Origin of the sequence: Acinetobacter sp. WCHAc010052 (genome assembly GCF_002165295.2) — a bacterium.
Classification (GTDB): Bacteria; Pseudomonadota; Gammaproteobacteria; order Pseudomonadales; family Moraxellaceae; genus Acinetobacter; species Acinetobacter chinensis.
Map to the genome: position 1 here is coordinate 2,063,426 of NZ_CP032143.1, position 18,089 is coordinate 2,081,514.

An 18,089-nucleotide genomic window follows, 5' to 3' on the forward strand; every position below is an offset into this window, starting at 1 on the left:
AAATGGCTTTTTTATCACATTTTATATCTGCTGAGAGTCCCATTATTATTCTGCATTTCTGATATCCAGGTCATATACCAGTGGATAGGTCAGATATCTGTCTGCACGTGGAATCGGTTCAAGCTTCGCCAGCAGCAGTGCCCTTTTTATTTTTTCATCAATCTTCGGCTGACCGGATCCTTTGATTATTTCTGTTTCAGCAATAATTCCTTTGGCTGCAATGACTGTCATTCTGACCCGTACAGGTGAAATTGCCTGAGACATTTCTGCAGGTGTCAGATTATACGCTGGACGCACCACCCAACCGACATAATACTCTCTGTTCAACAGCATAGGATCAACCGTGTAATCCTGCTTTTTTAAACTGTATTCTGGCTGTTTAGTTTTGATTGATTTCAATAATTTATTATATTCATGAGGTGAAGCCTGCGCCGCAGTACAGACTAGTGTCATGAATGAAGCAGATACTATTTTATTTTTCATTATCAGAATCCATTCATCATGGGTTTTCAGGCAGCTTAAGCATAAACTGCCTGAATCAGTTAAGCCTGCAAAGCTTTCTGAATCTCACTCTCGATTGACTCAGGCTTTGTTGTTGGTGCAAAACGATCAATCACTTTACCGTCACGCCCAATCAGGAACTTGGTAAAGTTCCACTTAATGCCATTGCCGAGTACACCTTTAGAATTATTGGTCAGATAGCGAAACAGTGCATGTGCTTCTGCTCCTTTGACATCCACTTTGGCAAACATCGGAAAATCCACGCCATAGTTTTTCTGACAGAATGCACCGATCTGTTCACTGGAACCAGGTTCCTGACCACCGAACTGATCACATGGAAAGCCTAATACCAGAAAGCCCTGATCTTTGTACTGCTCATACAGCTTCTCCAGTCCTGCATACTGCGGCGTAAAACCACACTTGCTCGCCGTATTGACTATCAATAAAACTTTCCCTTCATAATCAGCAAAAGATTTATTTTTTCCATCCAACAATTCAGCCTCAAACTGATAAATGCTCGTCATGGATACGTTTCCTCATCATTTTTTTCTTGTGTTTGTAATTCTAATGATGCCGAGTTGACACAATAACGCAGTCCCGTCGGCTGTGGTCCATCATGGAAAACATGTCCAAGATGGGCATCGCAATGATGACAAATAATTTCTGTTCTGACCATACCATGTGAGCTGTCCTGGCTTTCTTCAACCGCACTGCTGTTTACCGGTCTGAAAAAGCTGGGCCAGCCACTCCCACTGTCATACTTCGTCTCCGAAGAAAATAAAGGCGTGCCACAACAGCGGCATACATAAACCCCCTCCTGTTTAGTATTCCAGTATTTACCTGTAAAAGCAGGCTCCGTCCCCTTCTGACGCGTAATGCGAAACTCATCTGGTGATAACTCTCTTTGCCATTCACGTTCCGTTTTATTGAGTTTTCCCATCACTAAACTCCTTTAAATCTTTGACATTCAATGTCATGCTTCAGTACATCCATATTTACGCTGGAGTGCTCTAAATTTCCAGCGATATTTAAAGATGGATTGTGCTATTTGCGTAATTATTTTTTTTCACTGACAAAAACCGGATGGAGCTATGTCCACATTAAGTAACACCAAGCCACGCGAAATTAAAAAATCTTCCAAGCTCGAGCATGTATGCTACGACATTCGCGGACCTGTGTTACAAGCGGCCAATGAAATGGAAGAGGCCGGACATAAGATTATTAAACTGAATATCGGTAACCCCGCCCCGTTTGGCTTTGAAGCACCTCAGGAAATCATTAATGATGTTGCTTTAAACCTGCCGAATGCCGTCGGTTATACAGATTCAAAAGGTATTTTTCCTGCACGTAAGGCAATCTGCCAGTATTATCAGCAAAAAGGCATCCTGGATCTGCATGTCAATGATGTCTATGTCGGTAACGGTGTTTCAGAACTGATCGTTATGGCAATGCAGGGGCTGCTGGATGATGGCGATGAAATGCTGGTGCCTATGCCAGACTATCCGTTATGGACAGCTGCAGTCAATCTGTCAGGCGGTACAGCCATTCACTATAAATGTGATGAAGAAAACTTCTGGTATCCTGATATTGCAGACATGGAGAGTAAAATCACTCCAAGTACCCGCGGTATTGTGGTCATCAATCCAAATAACCCAACTGGTGCGGTATACCCACGGCATGTACTGGAGCAGATTGTTGCTTTAGCGAAAAAATACGACCTGATTCTGTTTGCCGATGAGATTTACGACAAAATCGTTTATGATGGTATTGAACATGTTTCTGTCGCTGCGCTTGCAGGTGATCAGTTATGTATTTCCTTCAATGGTCTGTCCAAAGCATACCGTATTGCAGGATATCGCTCAGGCTGGATGGCGATTACCGGCGACAAGTCCCGTGCAGAGGATTATATTGAAGGTCTGAACATGCTGGCTTCAATGCGTCTGTGTGCCAACCACCAGGCTCAGTATGCGATTCAGACAGCATTGGGTGGATATCAGTCCATCAACGATCTGATCCGTCCTGGCGGTCGTCTGTATGAGCAAAGAAATATTGCATGGGAAATGCTGAATGATATCCCTGGCGTCAGCTGTGTCAAACCTGAAGGGGCAATGTACTGCTTCCCTCGTCTTGATCCAGAAATCTATCCTGTTCAGGATGATGAAAAGCTGATGCTCGATTTCCTGCGTGCAGAAAAAGTATTACTGGTACAGGGTACTGGATTTAACTGGCCAACACCGGATCACTTCCGCGTTGTATTCCTGCCAGCAGAAAATGAATTACGTGAAGCCCTGACCCGTTTGAGCAGATTTCTGGCAAAACTGCGTTAAGTCAACTTTTGATACCAAAAGCCGTGAATAATTCACGGCTTTTTCTTTTCAGGGTTAAAACCTTATACCACTTGCATCTCATCCAGGTTAAGCTGATCGATCAAGGAATTTATTTCAGGAGTATTGCCAATGTCATTTAAAGTTCACATGATTGATGTTAAAAATCAGCTTCAAAATTACATATGGCTACTCGAACATACCCCTTCACGCCAGGTCATTGCTGTAGACCCGACTGAATCTGGACTGGTTGAAGCATACTGTACCGAACATGGGCTGGAACTCAGTCAGATCTGGATTACACACTGGCATAAAGATCACACCGGGGGCGTTCCTGAGCTGATACAGCAAAAAAATATCGCCATTTATGGACCACGGGATGAACTCAGTAAAATACCGTTTATCAGTCATCCTTTGATGGATCATTCCACTTTCAGTTTCCAGGGGCTGAATATTGAAATTTTAGCTGTGCCTGGACATACACTTGGGCATATCGTCTATTTTATTGATGAGCTTGATCTGCTGTTCTGCGGTGATACTTTATTTGCAATGGGTTGTGGCAGAGTGTTTGAAGGTACCTTCGAGCAGATGTATCACTCCCTGAACCGGCTGGCAGCTTTACCTCCCCGAACTCAGGTCTACTGTACGCATGAATACACTTTATCCAATGCCAGATTTGCACTGCATGTCGAACCGGACAATAAAGAAATTCAGAAACGGTTTGCCCATGTAGAAAATCAAAGACTACTTGGACTATGCACACTGCCAAGCACCATCGAGGCTGAACTTGAAACTAACCCATTCCTGAGAGTTGAAAGTGTTGATGAGTTTCAGAAACTGCGCGAATTAAAAGATAATTTTTAAAATATACTGAATATAGAAAAACCCGATTCAATCTGAATCGGGTTTTTTATACCATCGCTCAAACAACTGTTTCAGTAATAATCACCGGAACGCTGTGCATGAAGAAATGCAGGAATCAGTCCAGTTAAAGCCGCCCGTATATCAGCCCGTTCATTAATCAGCTGATGTGAACCTTCTTCGAGCATTAACAAGGTCTGCAATCTGAATTTCCTGCGGATAAATTCAATGTTATAACGCCAGTCCACAGTCTGATCCAGTGCCCCCTGAGCAAGCCATACAGGTATACGGCATGACTGCCTGTTTTCCATTTCCTGCATCCATCTGGACATTGCCAGAATCCAGTCCATTCCCATCATCCGGGGTTGAAGTGGATCTTTTAAACGGACAAAACGTAAAAACTCCGGGTTATGGTTATTACGCTTAAAATGTCTTGGTACCTGACTTTTAATTCTTCTGATAATGCCCAGGCCGACAGAATTGTGCCACCATGCCGATTTTGCCGGTCTGATTAATGGTGAAAGCAGCAATACTCTGTCTACATAAGGGTTTTCACGCTTTTCTGCAAACTCAAGTAAATGATGCATCCATATTGCGCCCCCTGTACTTTGACCAATCCCCAGCCAGGGTTTAGGTAACTGCGATGCCTTTTCCACATGCTGATAAACTGCATGCAGCACCTGCTGATAATGATCAAAGTCTTTAATATTTGCAGGTGAGCCATCACTGAGCCCATGCCCAGGTAAGTCATAAGTCAGAACACTGAAACCCTGCTCCAGAATTTCCCGGATAATCGGCTGATAAATACCGCTGTGTTCAAGATATCCATGCAGTAAAAAAACAGTTCCCTTACTTTTCTGGTTTTCAGTCTGACTGAAATCAGGTGTAAACACCTGAACATGCAGTTTAAATAAAGGCATCTGGACATAACCCTGCCAGTGCAGACACTCAAGCAGATGTAAACCGTACAGTTTTCTGTATGCCTGAATTTCCACAGTCGGTTCATACTTTTGATTCAGATCCAGAACCTCAAGTAACTGTGGCGTTGTATCCCTGCTGGGTACAGGTAAGTTCAGCTGTTTAAGTACAGCAGGATTTAAAAACGGGATATCAGACAATTAAGGTACCTCCCGACAGTCACTGGAACCCAGCAATACATCACGTATGGTCGCCAGGACTTCATAATTTGCACGGCGGCTGTGATCATAATTCTGTTCCGCAGGTTGCCATTTTGTTAATGTTGTCGGCATAGGTGCTTCCACAGGTGTCGTTTCTATTCCATTCAGTGCAAACAAACGACGGGTTCGTGGCATATGATAACGGTCTGTAATCAACAAAACCGTCGGTGCTCCACCTTTTTTCTGTAAAAGTAATGAGCTGAATCTGGAGTTTTCACAGGTGTTCATACTTCTGTCTTCAAGAAGTTTAGCATCAACATTGTGCTGTTTAAGCCATTTCTGCATATATGGTGCTTCAACACCACTCAGAACAATCGGAAGCTTATACTGCTTTTCCACTTCCAGGGTTTTTTCAAGACGTAATCGTGTGTAGTTATTTACCACAATGTCTTTACCATTTTTATCAAGCGTCAGACCACCGCCCAGAACAACAATGGCATAAGGAGCATCAGAAGTACTGCCTTTCTGTTCATTCTGCCCCTGAACCATCTGAATATCTTTGTAAGTCGCTGCATCGACACTCTGTGCTGCAACTTCGGTTTCTTCAATTTCATGATTACGTAAAAATTTAAGATACTGCTCCATCAAGGCTTTATTTTCACTGCTGCCCAAATCCATCAGATCCCTTACCGCCTGTCCTGGCTGCTCGACAACAGCCTCTGAGGCAGACTCACTGGACACCAATGGAATCTGTGGCTTTTCTTCCTTGTTTTTTTCATCTGAAAGCTGCTGTTGAATGATTGCCTGCAGGGCTTTATAACGCGCCTGGATCAGCGTCAGATCCTGAGGGTTGTCCCTCTGAATTTCATCTTCAATGACTTTCAGATAAGCCTGACGTGCAATCCACAAGTCTGAGCCAGGTTCCAGATTCTCCTGATCACTTAATGCCGCAGTTTTCTGACTTTTAGCTGCAACTTCATTGACATCAACAGGGACAAAGGTATTCAGTGCCTTTACTGCCAGCTGCGAATAAAAAGGTGTATAAATAAAAACCATCAGACAGCCAGACAGTACAAACAGCACTGAGGCTATCTGTACCAGTCTGATCATCAAATGGGTCTTTTTCATCATTTATATCCGCTCAAATGTCTCATGTGGCACAATCAGTCCCAGCGCATTGAACAGCACTGGCTCAGGTTCAAGCATAACACCAAATTTCTGATGCACAGCGGACTGAACAGCATGATATGTTGCCTTGACATCTGAAAGCCCAGCATCCTCATAATTTACAAGAACCAGTGCCTGCTTTTCAAACATACCGACTTTACCGAGCTGCCTGCCTTTCCATCCTGACTGATCAATCAACCATCCAGCTGCCATTTTAATCTGCGCATTGGGCTGAGGATAATGGGGCAAACCCGGAAAATTTGCAGCAATCTGGTCAAAAACACTCGCTGAAACAACAGGGTTTTTAAAGAAACTGCCTGCATTTGGAAACTCAACAGGATCAGGCAATTTACTCTGACGGATTTTAATCACCTGTTCCTGTAAATTTTCAGCCGTAAGATCATCACCGACCGCCTGTTTCAAGTCCCCATAGTTTAATTTCAATTGTGGCTTTTTCAATAATTTAAACGTAACATGGGTAATGATATACCGCTCTGGTTCATCCTTGAAAATACTGTGTCTATAAGAAAAATTGCAGTCTTTAGCCAGAATTGAGCTGAATGCTTTCAACTTTCGGTCATAAACCTGTACAGATTCAATGAATTCACCCGCTTCAACACCATAAGCACCGATATTCTGTACAGGAGAAGCGCCGACACGCCCAGGAATCAGAGCAAGATTCTGCAATCCAAATAAATGATGTTCTGTCGTCCAGAGCACGAAGTCATGCCAGTTTTCACCAGCACCTATTTTCAGTGTAACCGTCTCAGGGCTTTCTGATAACTGTTCTATACCGGCAATACTCATATGCACCACCAGCGCTTCAATTCTTTCAGGCAACAGCATATTACTGCCACCTGACAGAATCAGTACATTCAGATTTTTCTGATGAGCAAACGCCAGTGCCTGAAGTAAATCTTCAGTATGGCTTACTTCTACGTAATAGGCCGCAACCGCATTCAGGCTCAGTGTATTAAACGCTTTTAACTGAACATCTGTTTCTATATTCATGTCAGTGCAATCCTGTTAATCATTTCTGCTTTTAAATATACCGACCCAGGCACGACTACTTGATTCACACTGATCCAGCACCCGTTCAAAACCCTCTGCACCGCCATAATATGGATCAGGCAGTTCCTGTTCTGGATAATCACCGTCATGTTCACTCATTAAGGCAATTTCCGCCAGAACCTGGTGTGAAAAATGATGCTGTGCCTGATTTTTTAAAGTCTGAATATTTTCCAGATTGTTATAATCCATAGCGAGAATCAGATCAAAATCAATGAAGTCATCCACTGTCAACTGTCTTGCACGCAGATCAGCCAGATGATAGCCACGCTTTAAAGCATGTTCCTGACTGCGTAAATCTGGTGCTTTACCAGGATGATAATTACTCGTTCCCGCTGAATCTATTTCAATATTCAGCCCACTTTCATTGCAAAAGTGTCTGAGTACAACCTCAGCCGTTGGTGAACGGCAAATATTTCCGAGACATACACACAAAACCCTGTACGGCGCATCGGATGGCATAAACAACCTCAAAGCTGGTTTATTTTCAGGTGTCTTATGTTAAGTTATTTACAGGATGAATCCTATATCGCATCACAACAATAATGTTTCATTGGTATAAAAATTAAGGATAAGTGTATGAGCCATTTTCAGTTTCAGACAGTTTCGAACATTATTTCAGGACCTGGTTCCATTCAGGAACTGAAAAATTTACTCCCCGTGTTCAACTGCAGAAAACTGTTACTGGTCACTGACCCAGGCATGATCCAGCATGGCTTACATTTACCGATACTTGAACAGCTGGAGCATTTAAAACTGGAATATGCCATTTACTCAGATGTACAGGCAGATCCTGCTGAGCACATAGTGCTGAATGCTGTACAGTTTGCCAAAGACGAAAAAGTCGATATGGTTCTGGGTTTTGGTGGTGGCAGCTCAATGGATGTGGCTAAAATTATTGCGATCCTTGCCCACCCTGAACAATCGCAAAGCCTGACTGAACTTTATGGTGTCAATAATGCAAAAAAACCTCGTTTAGCATTAATACTGGTGCCGACAACAGCAGGAACCGGTTCTGAAGTCACACCGATTTCAATCGTTACCACAGGTGAGACAACCAAAACAGGTATTGTTTCCCCTGTCCTGTATGCAGATGCCACAATCCTGGATGCCGAATTTACCCTGGGATTGCCTGCACAGATTACAGCGGCTACAGGTATTGATGCCATGGTTCATGCGATTGAAGCCTATACATCTAAAGTCAGGAAAAATTTTTATGCCGATATGCTGGCAAAGCAGGCACTTAAATTACTGAATAAAAACTTAGCACTGGTACTGGAAGATGGTCATAACGTTGAAGCCCGTCAAAATATGCTGACTGGCTCCATGCTGGCAGGTCAGGCATTTGCCAATGCACCCGTTGGTGCAGTTCATGCACTCGCCTACCCACTGGGTGGACATTTTCATCTTTCACATGGACATACCAATGCCCTGGTACTGACCGAAGTCCTGAAATTCAATGCTCCTGAAGCTAAAACACTGTACGCTGAACTTATGAGCTGGCTTGACCCTTTCAGTAAAGGAAGTACAGATGGACTCTGCGATCTGTTTATTGGACATATGCAGAATCATTTAGATAAAAGCGGTTTAACCCTGAAACTCAAAGAACTGGATGTTCCTGAAAATATGCTGAATCAGCTGGCAGAGGATGCCATGCTCCAGACCCGCCTGTTACAGAACAATCCAAGAGTCATGACTCAGGCAGATGCTCACAGAGTTTATCAGGCAATTTATGCCTGACAGCATGAATGCCGCCATCTTCACTAACTGATGGCAACCTCATGAAATGAGCTGTTTTTCAAAAAAAAGAAATCATGGATAATACCTTGTGCCTGTGAAGACTGATGAACCATCAGTCTTGCTTAAACTTCAGATTCCAGGTAAAAAAGTAAAAAATCTGTATAGAAAATAATATGAAACAAACTGCAAAACTGAGATCGGAATATAAGTTTATCTTTCCCATACAGACCCGCTGGGCAGATAACGATATGTATGGTCACGTCAACAATGTCACTTATTACAGCTATTTTGATACGGCTGCAAATGCACTGCTGATTCAGCAGGCTGGTTTCAGCACCAGTGATTCGCCACAGATTGGACTTGTGGTCAGTTCAGCCTGTGATTTTCTCAAAGAATTAAGCTATCCCGAAATTATTGAGGTCGGTGTTGCCATATCACGTATGGGCAATTCCTCATTGACCTATGATCTCGCCATCTTTAAACAGAATGAAGAACCCGCTGCGGCACAAGGGTACTTTGTGCATGTATTTGTTGACCGTCAGACCCGAAAAAGCACAACCATTTCCCAACCCATGCGGGATGCTTTAACACCTTATCTTGCAAGGGAATAAAATCAGAAGCCTGGCGAAATCACCAGGCTTCTGATTATTTCAAACAGCAATTCAAGCCATTAAACCATGGCAGGGTCTGTCACAGAATCCTGACCTGTTTCCACCCGCCCTGAAAAACGTCTTAAATATGATGCATCCTGTTTAATTCTTACTTCAAAGTCATACCAGTGTCTGGAACTTTCAAGCGACCAGTGATGCGTCAGGGTTGCCCCCGGTTTTACGATCAGATTTAACGTCAGGTCTGCTCTGTAAGCCAATGGACTGATCAAAAATTCAATATCTTTGGAGCCTGTATTCATCAGGTCCACATAAACATCACCCTGTGTAATTTCATAACACACGCGGATTTCAGGATTGACATCCAGTGCTTTGAGCTTATTCAGATCACCTTTAAAATGACGATGGAAACCGTTAGGTCCAAGCACCCATAAATCATATAAGCCTTTATTGTCCGCCATAACCTGCCAGATATCTTCAAGCATCTTCCCTGCCTCAACCACATAACGGCGGGGAATCCTGTTCAGATTCAACCGGTCATATACATGAAATACAGCACCCTGCGTGCCTGTATTTGAAAACAGAAGTTTCACTGTACCGTTATTCTGACAACGGGCACTGGTATGCAGCTCATACGGTAATGCACGGGACTGCTTAATCCCTTTCTCCTGTACCGGCAATAACGGATTCTGAGGCAAAGGAACTGCTGACAGTTTTTCCTGTGCCTTGCGCAGTTCATCTGCCTGAGTACGGGTCTGCTTTCCATTCAGAAACGGTAATATATCGTCATTTGGGTTTTTAAAATTGAATACTGATGTCAGGTCACCACAGACTGCCCGTCGGTAAGGACTGATATTGCTTTCTTTCACCCCAAATCTTTTTTCAAGGAACATCAGCACAGAGGTATGATCAAAAACCTGTGAGTTCACCCATCCACCCCGACTCCACGGCGATATTGCAAATAACGGCACTCTTGGACCAGGTCCATATACACCTTTGTCCTGCAGTGGCTGACTTGTACTGCCGTCAGGCGCACCATGCACAAAGTATTCTGCGCGCATATCCGCTTCACTGAGTGTTGATTTACCTGCATAACTGCCGTCATCCTGAATGGATGGTGCAGACGGCGATGGTATATGATCAAAATAACCATCATTTTCATCATAGTTGATCAGAAATACGGTTTTACTCCAGACTTCAGGAACTGCGGTCAGTGCATCAAGCATTTCCTGAATGAACCAGGCACCCTGTACCGGACTGGATGGTCCAGGATGCTCACAGTAAATGGACGGAGCACTGACCCATGAAACCTGTGGCAGTCTCCCTTCTTTCACATCTCTACGGAATGCATCCAGGTATTCTTCCGGTTTTGAACCAGGTAATGTATTTGCGACCCCTTTATACAGCGGATTTTCAGCATTATCGGTTACATGATCATAGGCTTTATAAGGCAAAGGCTGAGCTGCGGCATTGTATGGACTGCCAGGCGCACCACCGCTGGACACCGGATAACCTGAATCTATATTTGCCTTTCGGAAAGTACGGAATGCACCCAGCATATTATCTCCCCACTCATCAGGCATGTTCTGATAACAGATCCAGCTCACACCTGCTTCTTCAAGCCGTTCAGCATAAGTTTTCCATGTATAACCGACATTCACGGTCAATGGATTACCATCAATCCAGTCCCATTCATTGTTCACAAAGGCTGTACTGGTCGGGACTGCACCATTGGTTCCCGTCAGATGAAAAGAACGGTTTGCATCCGTCCCAGTGTGCATGGAGCAGTGATAGGCATCGCAGATGGTAAATGCATTGGCTAAGGCAAACTGATAAGGAATTTCCTGTTCCTTGAAATACCCCATGGATGTTGTGGTTTTATGCTTTGGCCAGTCTGCCATTCGCCCATGATCCCATGCATCCTGGCTGTCTCGCCATGCATGTGGTGTACCACTTGCACGCTGTGCATTATTATTTTCGCCATCCAGATGATAAGGTGTCAGAATAGCGCCATTGCTGCGCTTCTGTTGCCAGACTTTCAATCCATTTTCCATTGGGATGGTTATTCTGTCACCAAAACCACGTACACCTTTTAAAGTACCAAAGTAATGATCAAATGAACGGTTCTCCTGCATCAGGATAATGACGTGCTCCACATCCTGTATCGTGCCAGTTTTATTGTTTGCAGGAATTGCCAGTGCTTTCTGAATACTGGCAGGAAAAGAAGCCAGTGCAGCTGCACCAAAACCAGTTTTAAATGTATTTTTTAAAAATTCGCGACGGTCCATTATTTTATTCCCCAGAGATCATTTAACTTATGGTGCACAGCGTTTGACAGGTTTTTCAGATGTTTCAGGCTTTGTTGCCTCTTTCTCATCCGAGTCATTACATGCGGTTAAATGCACAGTGAAAAATAAAACCGAAAATATATATAAAATTTTTCTTCCCTGCTGAAACATGGCTGAAACCCTAAAAGTAGTTCCAGATACAGTAAACTTCCACTATTACAGCGAGGTGACTGCCATATTTCAGCTCCATGAAAAGAAAAATAGACCCGAAGGTCTATTTTAGAATTACAGCTCGAGCCACGGATGCTGCTGTTACTTCAGCTCGATATTTTCCAGTCTGGCATCAAATGCCTGAATCAGCTCTTTGATCACTGGCTCCTGATGCAGCATTTCTTCAGCACGGTTAAATGCTTTCTGTTTTCGTTCATTCTGCATAGTAAAAGGCGTGATTTCATTCACCTCTCCATACTGAACACTGAATACAGTTGCCGACCATTGCTGTTTAAGTGCTTCTTCTAAAGCATACTGCAACTGATGCAGTAATTTTTCATACTGCTGAGGAATATGAAATACACAACTGCCATCAATCTGACCCGTCATTACACCATGCTGTGCCAGCTCCTGAACAGCAGGTGAAAGTGAACTGTTACGGAACCAATACTCCCATTTTTTTGCATCCCATTCACCAGACATATCCTGTGGAGGAATCTCCAGAATCTGCTGTGGCATCAGTTTATCAGCAGTTTCAGGTATAACCGCTTCCTGAACAGCCACGGGAACTTCTGTTGTCTGTGTTGCAGGCTCAGCTGACTCATCTGTTACTGACGGATGTTCCTGCTGCTGAACTGCCTGTTGTGGTGCAGGTTCAGGCATATCCTGTGGCATCACAGACTCTGTTGAAGATTCAACAGGATCAAACAGGTTCAGTGCATCGGTATCTGAAATATCTGCAGCTGCTACAGTCGCAGTTTCAACTGATTCAGCGATCAGGTCATCGCCAAACAGAACCTCTCCATGATTCGGATCAAAAACAATCTGATCATTTTCCTGATCAGCACTGCTCTGCTGACTCTGATCTTCGACCTGTTTCTGTTCAGGCTGAACATCATTGTGCTCATTTTCAGAAGATGCTTCATGAACTGGTTCATCTGGAGCAACCTGAATCTGTACTGACAATTCAGCAGGGGGTGTTTCCACTGTCTGAGATAGCGCAGACTGCGGAGCGGAATCTGATTGAACGGGTACGTTATCACTGACAGCTGAAACCGTCCGGGACACAGGAAGCTCATTGACTGACAGTGGGCGGAACGCAAGCAACCGCAGGACACACATCTCAAAGCCCTGCTCCTGAGTGACTGCCAACTGTAAATCAGCGCGTCCCTTACATGCGACCTGATAATACAGTTGCAGATCCTGAGCAGAAATCACCTGTGATAAATGTGTAATTTTTCGGTTGATTTCAGCACTGTACTTCAGGCTTAACTCAGGCAGATACTGTAACAAAGCCAGCTCATGCAGTGTTGAAATCAGCTGATCAAGCACCATGGAAACATCAAGTGCCTGCTGTCTGAACTGCATCAACAGTTCACTGACTCGTTGTCTCTGATTCTGATGAATGGACAGAATCAGATCATAAATAATGGTACGGTCAATCAGCCCCAGCATGTCTTTGACATCCTGATGACGTATTTCACCCTGACCATAAGCAATAGCCTGATCTGTCAGAGACAGCGCATCACGTAAAGACCCCTGCGCAGATTCAGCAATCTGCCAGACGGCATCCTGATCAACCCCAATTTCTTCTTTGCTTAATATGCTGGAAAGATGTTCCGTAATTTCATCCACTGCCAGTGGACGTAACGTAAACTGAAGACAGCGGGAAATAACAGTGATTGGCAGTTTTTGTGGATCGGTCGTAGCAAACAGAAATTTAACGTGTTCAGGCGGTTCTTCCAGCGTTTTCAGTAACGCATTGAATGAATGCGTGGACAGCATGTGCACTTCATCAATCAGATAAACCTTAAATCGCCCCTGGGTCGGTGCATAAGGAACATTGTCCAGAAGCTCACGGGTATCTTCAACTTTGGTCCGTGACGCAGCATCAATCTCAATCAGATCAATAAAGCGCCCTTCATTGACTGATTTACAGGTCGCGCAGACTTCACATGGTGTAGAGGTAATACCTGTTTCACAGTTCAGGCATTTTGCCAGAATACGTGCAATGGTTGTTTTACCTACGCCACGAGTCCCTGTAAACAAATAGGCATGATGCAGGCGACCACGATCCAGCGCACTTGTCAGAGCACGTGAGACATGATTCTGTCCAACCAGTTCATTAAAATTACGAGGACGATATTTCCGTGCAAGTACCTGATACATGAGTGCTCCTGATGTCAGGTCTTAGGATACTGTTTTTTATGCATAGAGTGAATTAAAAATACAAAAACCCGCTTCAGCCGATGAAATAGGCTTCAATACTGCACAGAACAGAACCGTCACATCATATTACGGCTCAAAGGTATTTAATCTTCACAATCACTCATACGCACAGATCACTCAGAATAAATCAGAACCATCCTTTATGACCTTTCAGAACTGCATCAGCACAACGTAAGGTTTCCTGAGTCAGTCCCCACAGGCGGTAATCCCCCGTAATGGAACCAATCAAAAAATTATGTGTATAGGCAAAGCTGAGCTGGCGATCTGGATCACACCATGCCCCTGAACCATTATAGCCAATATGACCAAAACCATGTTTGACACGTTTTCCCATGGTCAGTACACGGTGATAACCCATACGCCATTTCATAGGCACAGGCATCACACGGTCACGGCGTATATTCTGGATTTTACTCAATGCCTCAAAGGTTTCAGGTTGAATCAGTTGCTGATCGTTCCATTGCCCACGATTTGCCAGCATGGCATAAATGCAGGCAAGACTGCTGGCTGTAAATGCACCATTTGCAGCAGGAATCACCGACTGAAGCCCCTGGTCACCATAAAAGCTGAATTCACGCATATTTTTTGGCACCATGGCATCCAGAAAGTCCTGTGGATTCTGTCCGCTCAGCTCAATCAGTCTGTCTGAAAATGAAGCTTTATACTTCTTTTTGGCATAAGACTGCGTTCCTGTTTTTTTCTCTGGCTGAACAGGCTTAGGTTTCTTTAATGGGCGAGCCACCCGTTCCAGCTGATTTGATGGAACACCAAAATATGCACCATCGAGCTGTAGGGGTTCCACCAGATAACGCTGCATCAACCAGGTCAATGGTTGTTTTGCCGCTTTTTCGAGTACGCCACCAATCAGCCAGCCAAATGTCAGTGCCTGATAAGCGATATCTTCACCTGCCTGGAAACGCGGTGTTGCCTTTTCCATAACCTGCAGCATATGTTGCCAGTCATACATTTCCACGGCACTGCAAATATTATTACGGATATCATACAGTCCGCTCTGGTGACTGAGCAGATGACGCAAAGTCATCCCAGATTTACCATTCTGAGCAAACTCAGGCCAATATGCTGCAACAGGTGTGTCATAGTCCAGAATGCCCTCACTGACCATAATATGCGCCAGAGTCGCGAGCACACCTTTACCTGTAGAAAAACAGACCGATAAAGTATCTGTCTGCCAGTCTTCCGTCTGTGATTTTTTACCGGTACAGATATCAACAACTTTCTGCCCCTGAAAATAAACTGCTACTGCAGCTCCACCCTGATCACTGCGGGCATCCTGCATACGGCTGAACTGCTCAGCCAGTCCCTGAAACCGTTCATCCACATAGCCCTGATAGCTGTCTTTTTCTGCAAGCAGGTATTGTTTGAATCCATTCATTTTCTTATCAGCCATAAAATATTGGGGCAAAAAAAAGCCTGAATCACTTTATGATTCAGGCTTTATGTTTACAGTGCCTTCACGCTTCCTGCAACATGTGGTTTCTGATTTTTAGAGTTCCTGATCAGAAACTCTGTATCTTTTGCCTGTTCAGCCACCATAAAATCAACCACGCCAGGCAGGAACATTGGCAGTTTAAAATGTACATCTGCTTCATAAGCATCAGGCAGATTCAGGCTGGCCAAAGCACGTGCCTTGCTCCACATACCATGAGCAATTGCCTGTTTAAAACCGAATGCTTTTGCTGTAACTGCATGAATATGAATCAGGTTAAAATCGCCTGAAGTCTTTGCATAACGGCGACCGATATTTTCAGCCACTGTCCATTGCGCTTTTAATGTATAAGCAGGTGTTTTATCTTCTTTCGCTTTAGCTGCAGCCTGCCCATCTGTTTTCTGACGTGCAAGATAAGTCGTGACACCTTCCATAACGACTTCATCACCTACTTTTGCAGTCGTGATGAAATCAAACTGTACACCTTTATCGTGAGGCTGAAGATCACCAAATTTACAGGACAGCGTCAGTTGCTCATTGACACCTGTTTTACGGTTCTGCTTAACCTGGTTACGGATATGCACCAGACCCAGTACAGCAAAAGGAAACGCTTCTGCTGTCATCATGTGCATCTGCAGGCTCTGAGACAGAACAGCAAGATAAATCGCTGGAATATAACCGTTGTTTTTAAATCCACAGACTTCGTTATATGCTTTTAAATGATCAGGATCAATTTTGAATGAATCCACCACATATTCAACCTGCGGCAGAACTTTCTCTCCTTTAGGCTTTTTAAAAATCAGACCCTGAATAACTTTAGGATAAGCAAGATAAGGTTTTGGAAGTTGACTGAAATGGCGAGTATTCATACTGAACCTTTAAAATATTTTATTTTATAAAATGTAATCTTCCATCGAAGATCAATCGGTGAATGGTTTTAACTTTCGGCTAAAACCATTCATCCTGCCCTGTTTTACATGGTTAAGTATAAACAGGGTTTAAAACTTATGCGCCCAGCAGACTCTGACCACATACACGTACAACGTTACCGTTCAGACCTGAAGAACCTGTCGCAGCAAACAGTGCAATTGTTTCTGCAACATCAACAGGTAAACCGCCCTGACTCATGGAGTTCATACGACGACCTGCTTCACGAATGGTAAATGGAATCGCTGCTGTCATCTGAGTTTCAATGAAACCAGGTGCTACTGCATTGATTGTTACACCCTGCTGCAGGAATGGAGCAGTCATTTTCACCACACCAATCACACCGGCTTTAGATGCCGCATAGTTGGTCTGTCCAAGATTACCGGCAATACCTGAAATAGAAGATACGCAGACAATACGACCATTTGCATTGATACCCTGATTATTCATCAGATATTCATTTACGCGCTCAATTGCAGACAGGTTAATATTAATCACCAGATCCCACAGTTCAGGCTTCATATTCGCAAGCATTTTGTCACGGGTGATACCGGCATTGTGAACAATGACATCCAGACCGCCCTGAGCTGCAGCAGCTTCTTTAATTTTCTGTCCTGCGTCTGCTGCTGTAATATCAATAGCCAGTGTAGAACCACCAATTTCAGCGGCAACACGGTCAAGATCAGCCTGTTGCTGAGGAACATCCAGACAGATCACATGTGCGCCATCACGTGCCAGTACATGTGCAATCGCTTCACCGATACCACGGCTTGCACCGGTAACCACTGCTGTTTTACCCGCTAAAGGTTTTGCCCAGTCCACATCCAGCACTTCAGCTTTGGATACACGGATCACCTGACCTGAAACATAAGCAGAACGTGGCGAAGCAAGGAAACGTAAAGTCGATTCAATATTATCTGCAGCACCGTCATCCACATAGACCAGTTGCGCTGCAATTCCCTTTTTGAACTCTTTGCCTACAGATTTTACAAAACCTTCAAGTGCGCGCTGAGCAACAGCCTGTTTTAAAGTTTTTGCTGTTTCAGGAGTAATACCCACCACAATAACGCGGCCTGAAGCCTGAATCTGACGCGCAATCGGGTTAAAAAATTTATACAGTTCGATCAGCTGTTCTGAGCTCTGAATACCTGAAGCATCAAAAATGGCAACTTTAAATGCAGACTCTTTATCGCCTTCATTAAATGCACCCAGGTTCAGTCCAGCTTTAGCAGCTGCCTGCTGAAGTTCAGTATTCTGTCCGGCATAGCTGTTGGCATGAATATTTGCCAGTACCTGTGCAATCGCACCAGACAATGTGCTGGATGGTGCTGCACCCAGAATAACCGCACCTTTTACAACAGGTGTTGCTGACTCAAAACGCTCAAGAAAAGTTGGCGCTGGCAATCCCAGGTTTTTGATGACAAATTTACCAATCGGGGATTTTGCAAATGCCTGATACTGGTCAGTCATGATTATTATCTCTCATTAAAATAAATTTATGGTGAACCTGAATATATCCCTTTAACTTCAATATGATGTCAGAGCCCTGTTTTTCAGTACATTCACCTGTTTCATAGGAATAATACTTGAGTTAAACTCCA

Annotated in this window: 16 protein-coding genes; 4 read left to right on the forward strand and 12 right to left on the reverse strand. The window is 43.9% G+C overall.

The annotated features are described in order from the left end of the window. Positions 1–45: 45 nt before the first annotated feature. From CDG61_RS10370 to msrB, 3 genes are read right to left on the reverse strand one after another with little or no spacing between them, the layout of a single operon-like run. Complete coding sequence (locus CDG61_RS10370; protein ID WP_087550941.1) at positions 46–483, reverse strand: hypothetical protein; 438 nt, start codon at positions 481–483, stop codon at positions 46–48. A gap of 59 nt (positions 484–542) precedes the next feature. Next, entirely contained in the window at positions 543–1,025 is a 483-nt protein-coding gene (locus CDG61_RS10375) for a glutathione peroxidase (protein ID WP_087512373.1), read from the reverse strand. Continuing rightward, entirely contained in the window at positions 1,022–1,441 is a 420-nt protein-coding gene (gene msrB / locus CDG61_RS10380) for a peptide-methionine (R)-S-oxide reductase MsrB (protein ID WP_087512374.1), read from the reverse strand. Before msrB ends, CDG61_RS10375 begins: the two co-directional genes overlap by 4 nt. Before the next feature lie 151 nt (positions 1,442–1,592). On the opposite strand from msrB, the gene CDG61_RS10385 reads away from it, so the two are divergent. Both CDG61_RS10385 and gloB read left to right on the forward strand, forming a co-directional pair. Continuing rightward, a complete protein-coding gene (locus tag CDG61_RS10385) occupies positions 1,593–2,828 on the forward strand; it encodes a pyridoxal phosphate-dependent aminotransferase (RefSeq protein ID WP_087550940.1) in 1,236 nt (411 codons plus the stop codon). A 129-nt stretch (positions 2,829–2,957) separates the two neighbouring features. Further along, complete coding sequence (gloB, locus tag CDG61_RS10390; protein WP_087550939.1) at positions 2,958–3,689, forward strand: hydroxyacylglutathione hydrolase; 732 nt, start codon at positions 2,958–2,960, stop codon at positions 3,687–3,689. 71 nt (positions 3,690–3,760) lie between these two features. On the opposite strand, the gene CDG61_RS10395 is transcribed toward gloB, so the two are convergent. Genes CDG61_RS10395 through CDG61_RS10410 form a run of 4 tightly spaced genes read right to left on the reverse strand, consistent with a single transcriptional unit; the run spans position 3,761 to position 7,501 of the window. Then, complete coding sequence (locus tag CDG61_RS10395) at positions 3,761–4,804, reverse strand: alpha/beta hydrolase (RefSeq protein WP_087512377.1); 1,044 nt, start codon at positions 4,802–4,804, stop codon at positions 3,761–3,763. Beyond that, positions 4,805–5,932: a YdcF family protein gene (locus CDG61_RS10400; protein WP_087551073.1), complete on the reverse strand. Its 1,128-nt coding sequence runs from the start codon at positions 5,930–5,932 to the stop codon at positions 4,805–4,807. A 3-nt stretch (positions 5,933–5,935) separates the two neighbouring features. Then, complete coding sequence (gene murB, locus CDG61_RS10405; protein WP_087550938.1) at positions 5,936–6,982, reverse strand: UDP-N-acetylmuramate dehydrogenase; 1,047 nt, start codon at positions 6,980–6,982, stop codon at positions 5,936–5,938. A gap of 15 nt (positions 6,983–6,997) precedes the next feature. Then, the gene (locus tag CDG61_RS10410) at positions 6,998–7,501 is read right to left on the reverse strand and encodes a low molecular weight protein-tyrosine-phosphatase (protein WP_087550937.1); all 504 of its coding nucleotides are present in this window, start codon (positions 7,499–7,501) and stop codon (positions 6,998–7,000) included. A gap of 117 nt (positions 7,502–7,618) precedes the next feature. Between CDG61_RS10410 and CDG61_RS10415 the strand changes: the two genes are divergently transcribed. Continuing rightward, a complete protein-coding gene (locus tag CDG61_RS10415; RefSeq protein WP_087550936.1) occupies positions 7,619–8,779 on the forward strand; it encodes an iron-containing alcohol dehydrogenase in 1,161 nt (386 codons plus the stop codon). Positions 8,780–8,952: 173 nt separating this feature from the next. Next, a complete protein-coding gene (locus CDG61_RS10420; RefSeq protein ID WP_087550935.1) occupies positions 8,953–9,390 on the forward strand; it encodes an acyl-CoA thioesterase in 438 nt (145 codons plus the stop codon). 59 nt (positions 9,391–9,449) lie between these two features. Here the strand turns inward: CDG61_RS10420 and CDG61_RS10425 are convergent, their stop codons facing one another. From CDG61_RS10425 to CDG61_RS10445, 5 genes are all read right to left on the reverse strand, one after another. Further along, positions 9,450–11,678 (reverse strand): phosphocholine-specific phospholipase C, encoded by a 2,229-nt coding sequence (locus CDG61_RS10425; RefSeq protein WP_416240712.1) that lies wholly within the window; start codon positions 11,676–11,678, stop codon positions 9,450–9,452. 309 nt (positions 11,679–11,987) lie between these two features. Next, positions 11,988–14,054: a DNA polymerase III subunit gamma/tau gene (gene dnaX, locus CDG61_RS10430; protein WP_087550933.1), complete on the reverse strand. Its 2,067-nt coding sequence runs from the start codon at positions 14,052–14,054 to the stop codon at positions 11,988–11,990. A 187-nt stretch (positions 14,055–14,241) separates the two neighbouring features. Next, a complete protein-coding gene (locus CDG61_RS10435; protein WP_087551072.1) occupies positions 14,242–15,507 on the reverse strand; it encodes a serine hydrolase domain-containing protein in 1,266 nt (421 codons plus the stop codon). Positions 15,508–15,575: 68 nt separating this feature from the next. Beyond that, positions 15,576–16,430, reverse strand: a complete 855-nt coding sequence (locus CDG61_RS10440) for a MaoC family dehydratase (RefSeq protein ID WP_087550932.1) — start codon at positions 16,428–16,430, stop codon at positions 15,576–15,578. A gap of 136 nt (positions 16,431–16,566) precedes the next feature. After that, positions 16,567–17,958, reverse strand: a complete 1,392-nt coding sequence (locus CDG61_RS10445; RefSeq protein ID WP_087512385.1) for a 3-oxoacyl-ACP reductase — start codon at positions 17,956–17,958, stop codon at positions 16,567–16,569. Positions 17,959–18,089 lie beyond the last annotated feature (131 nt).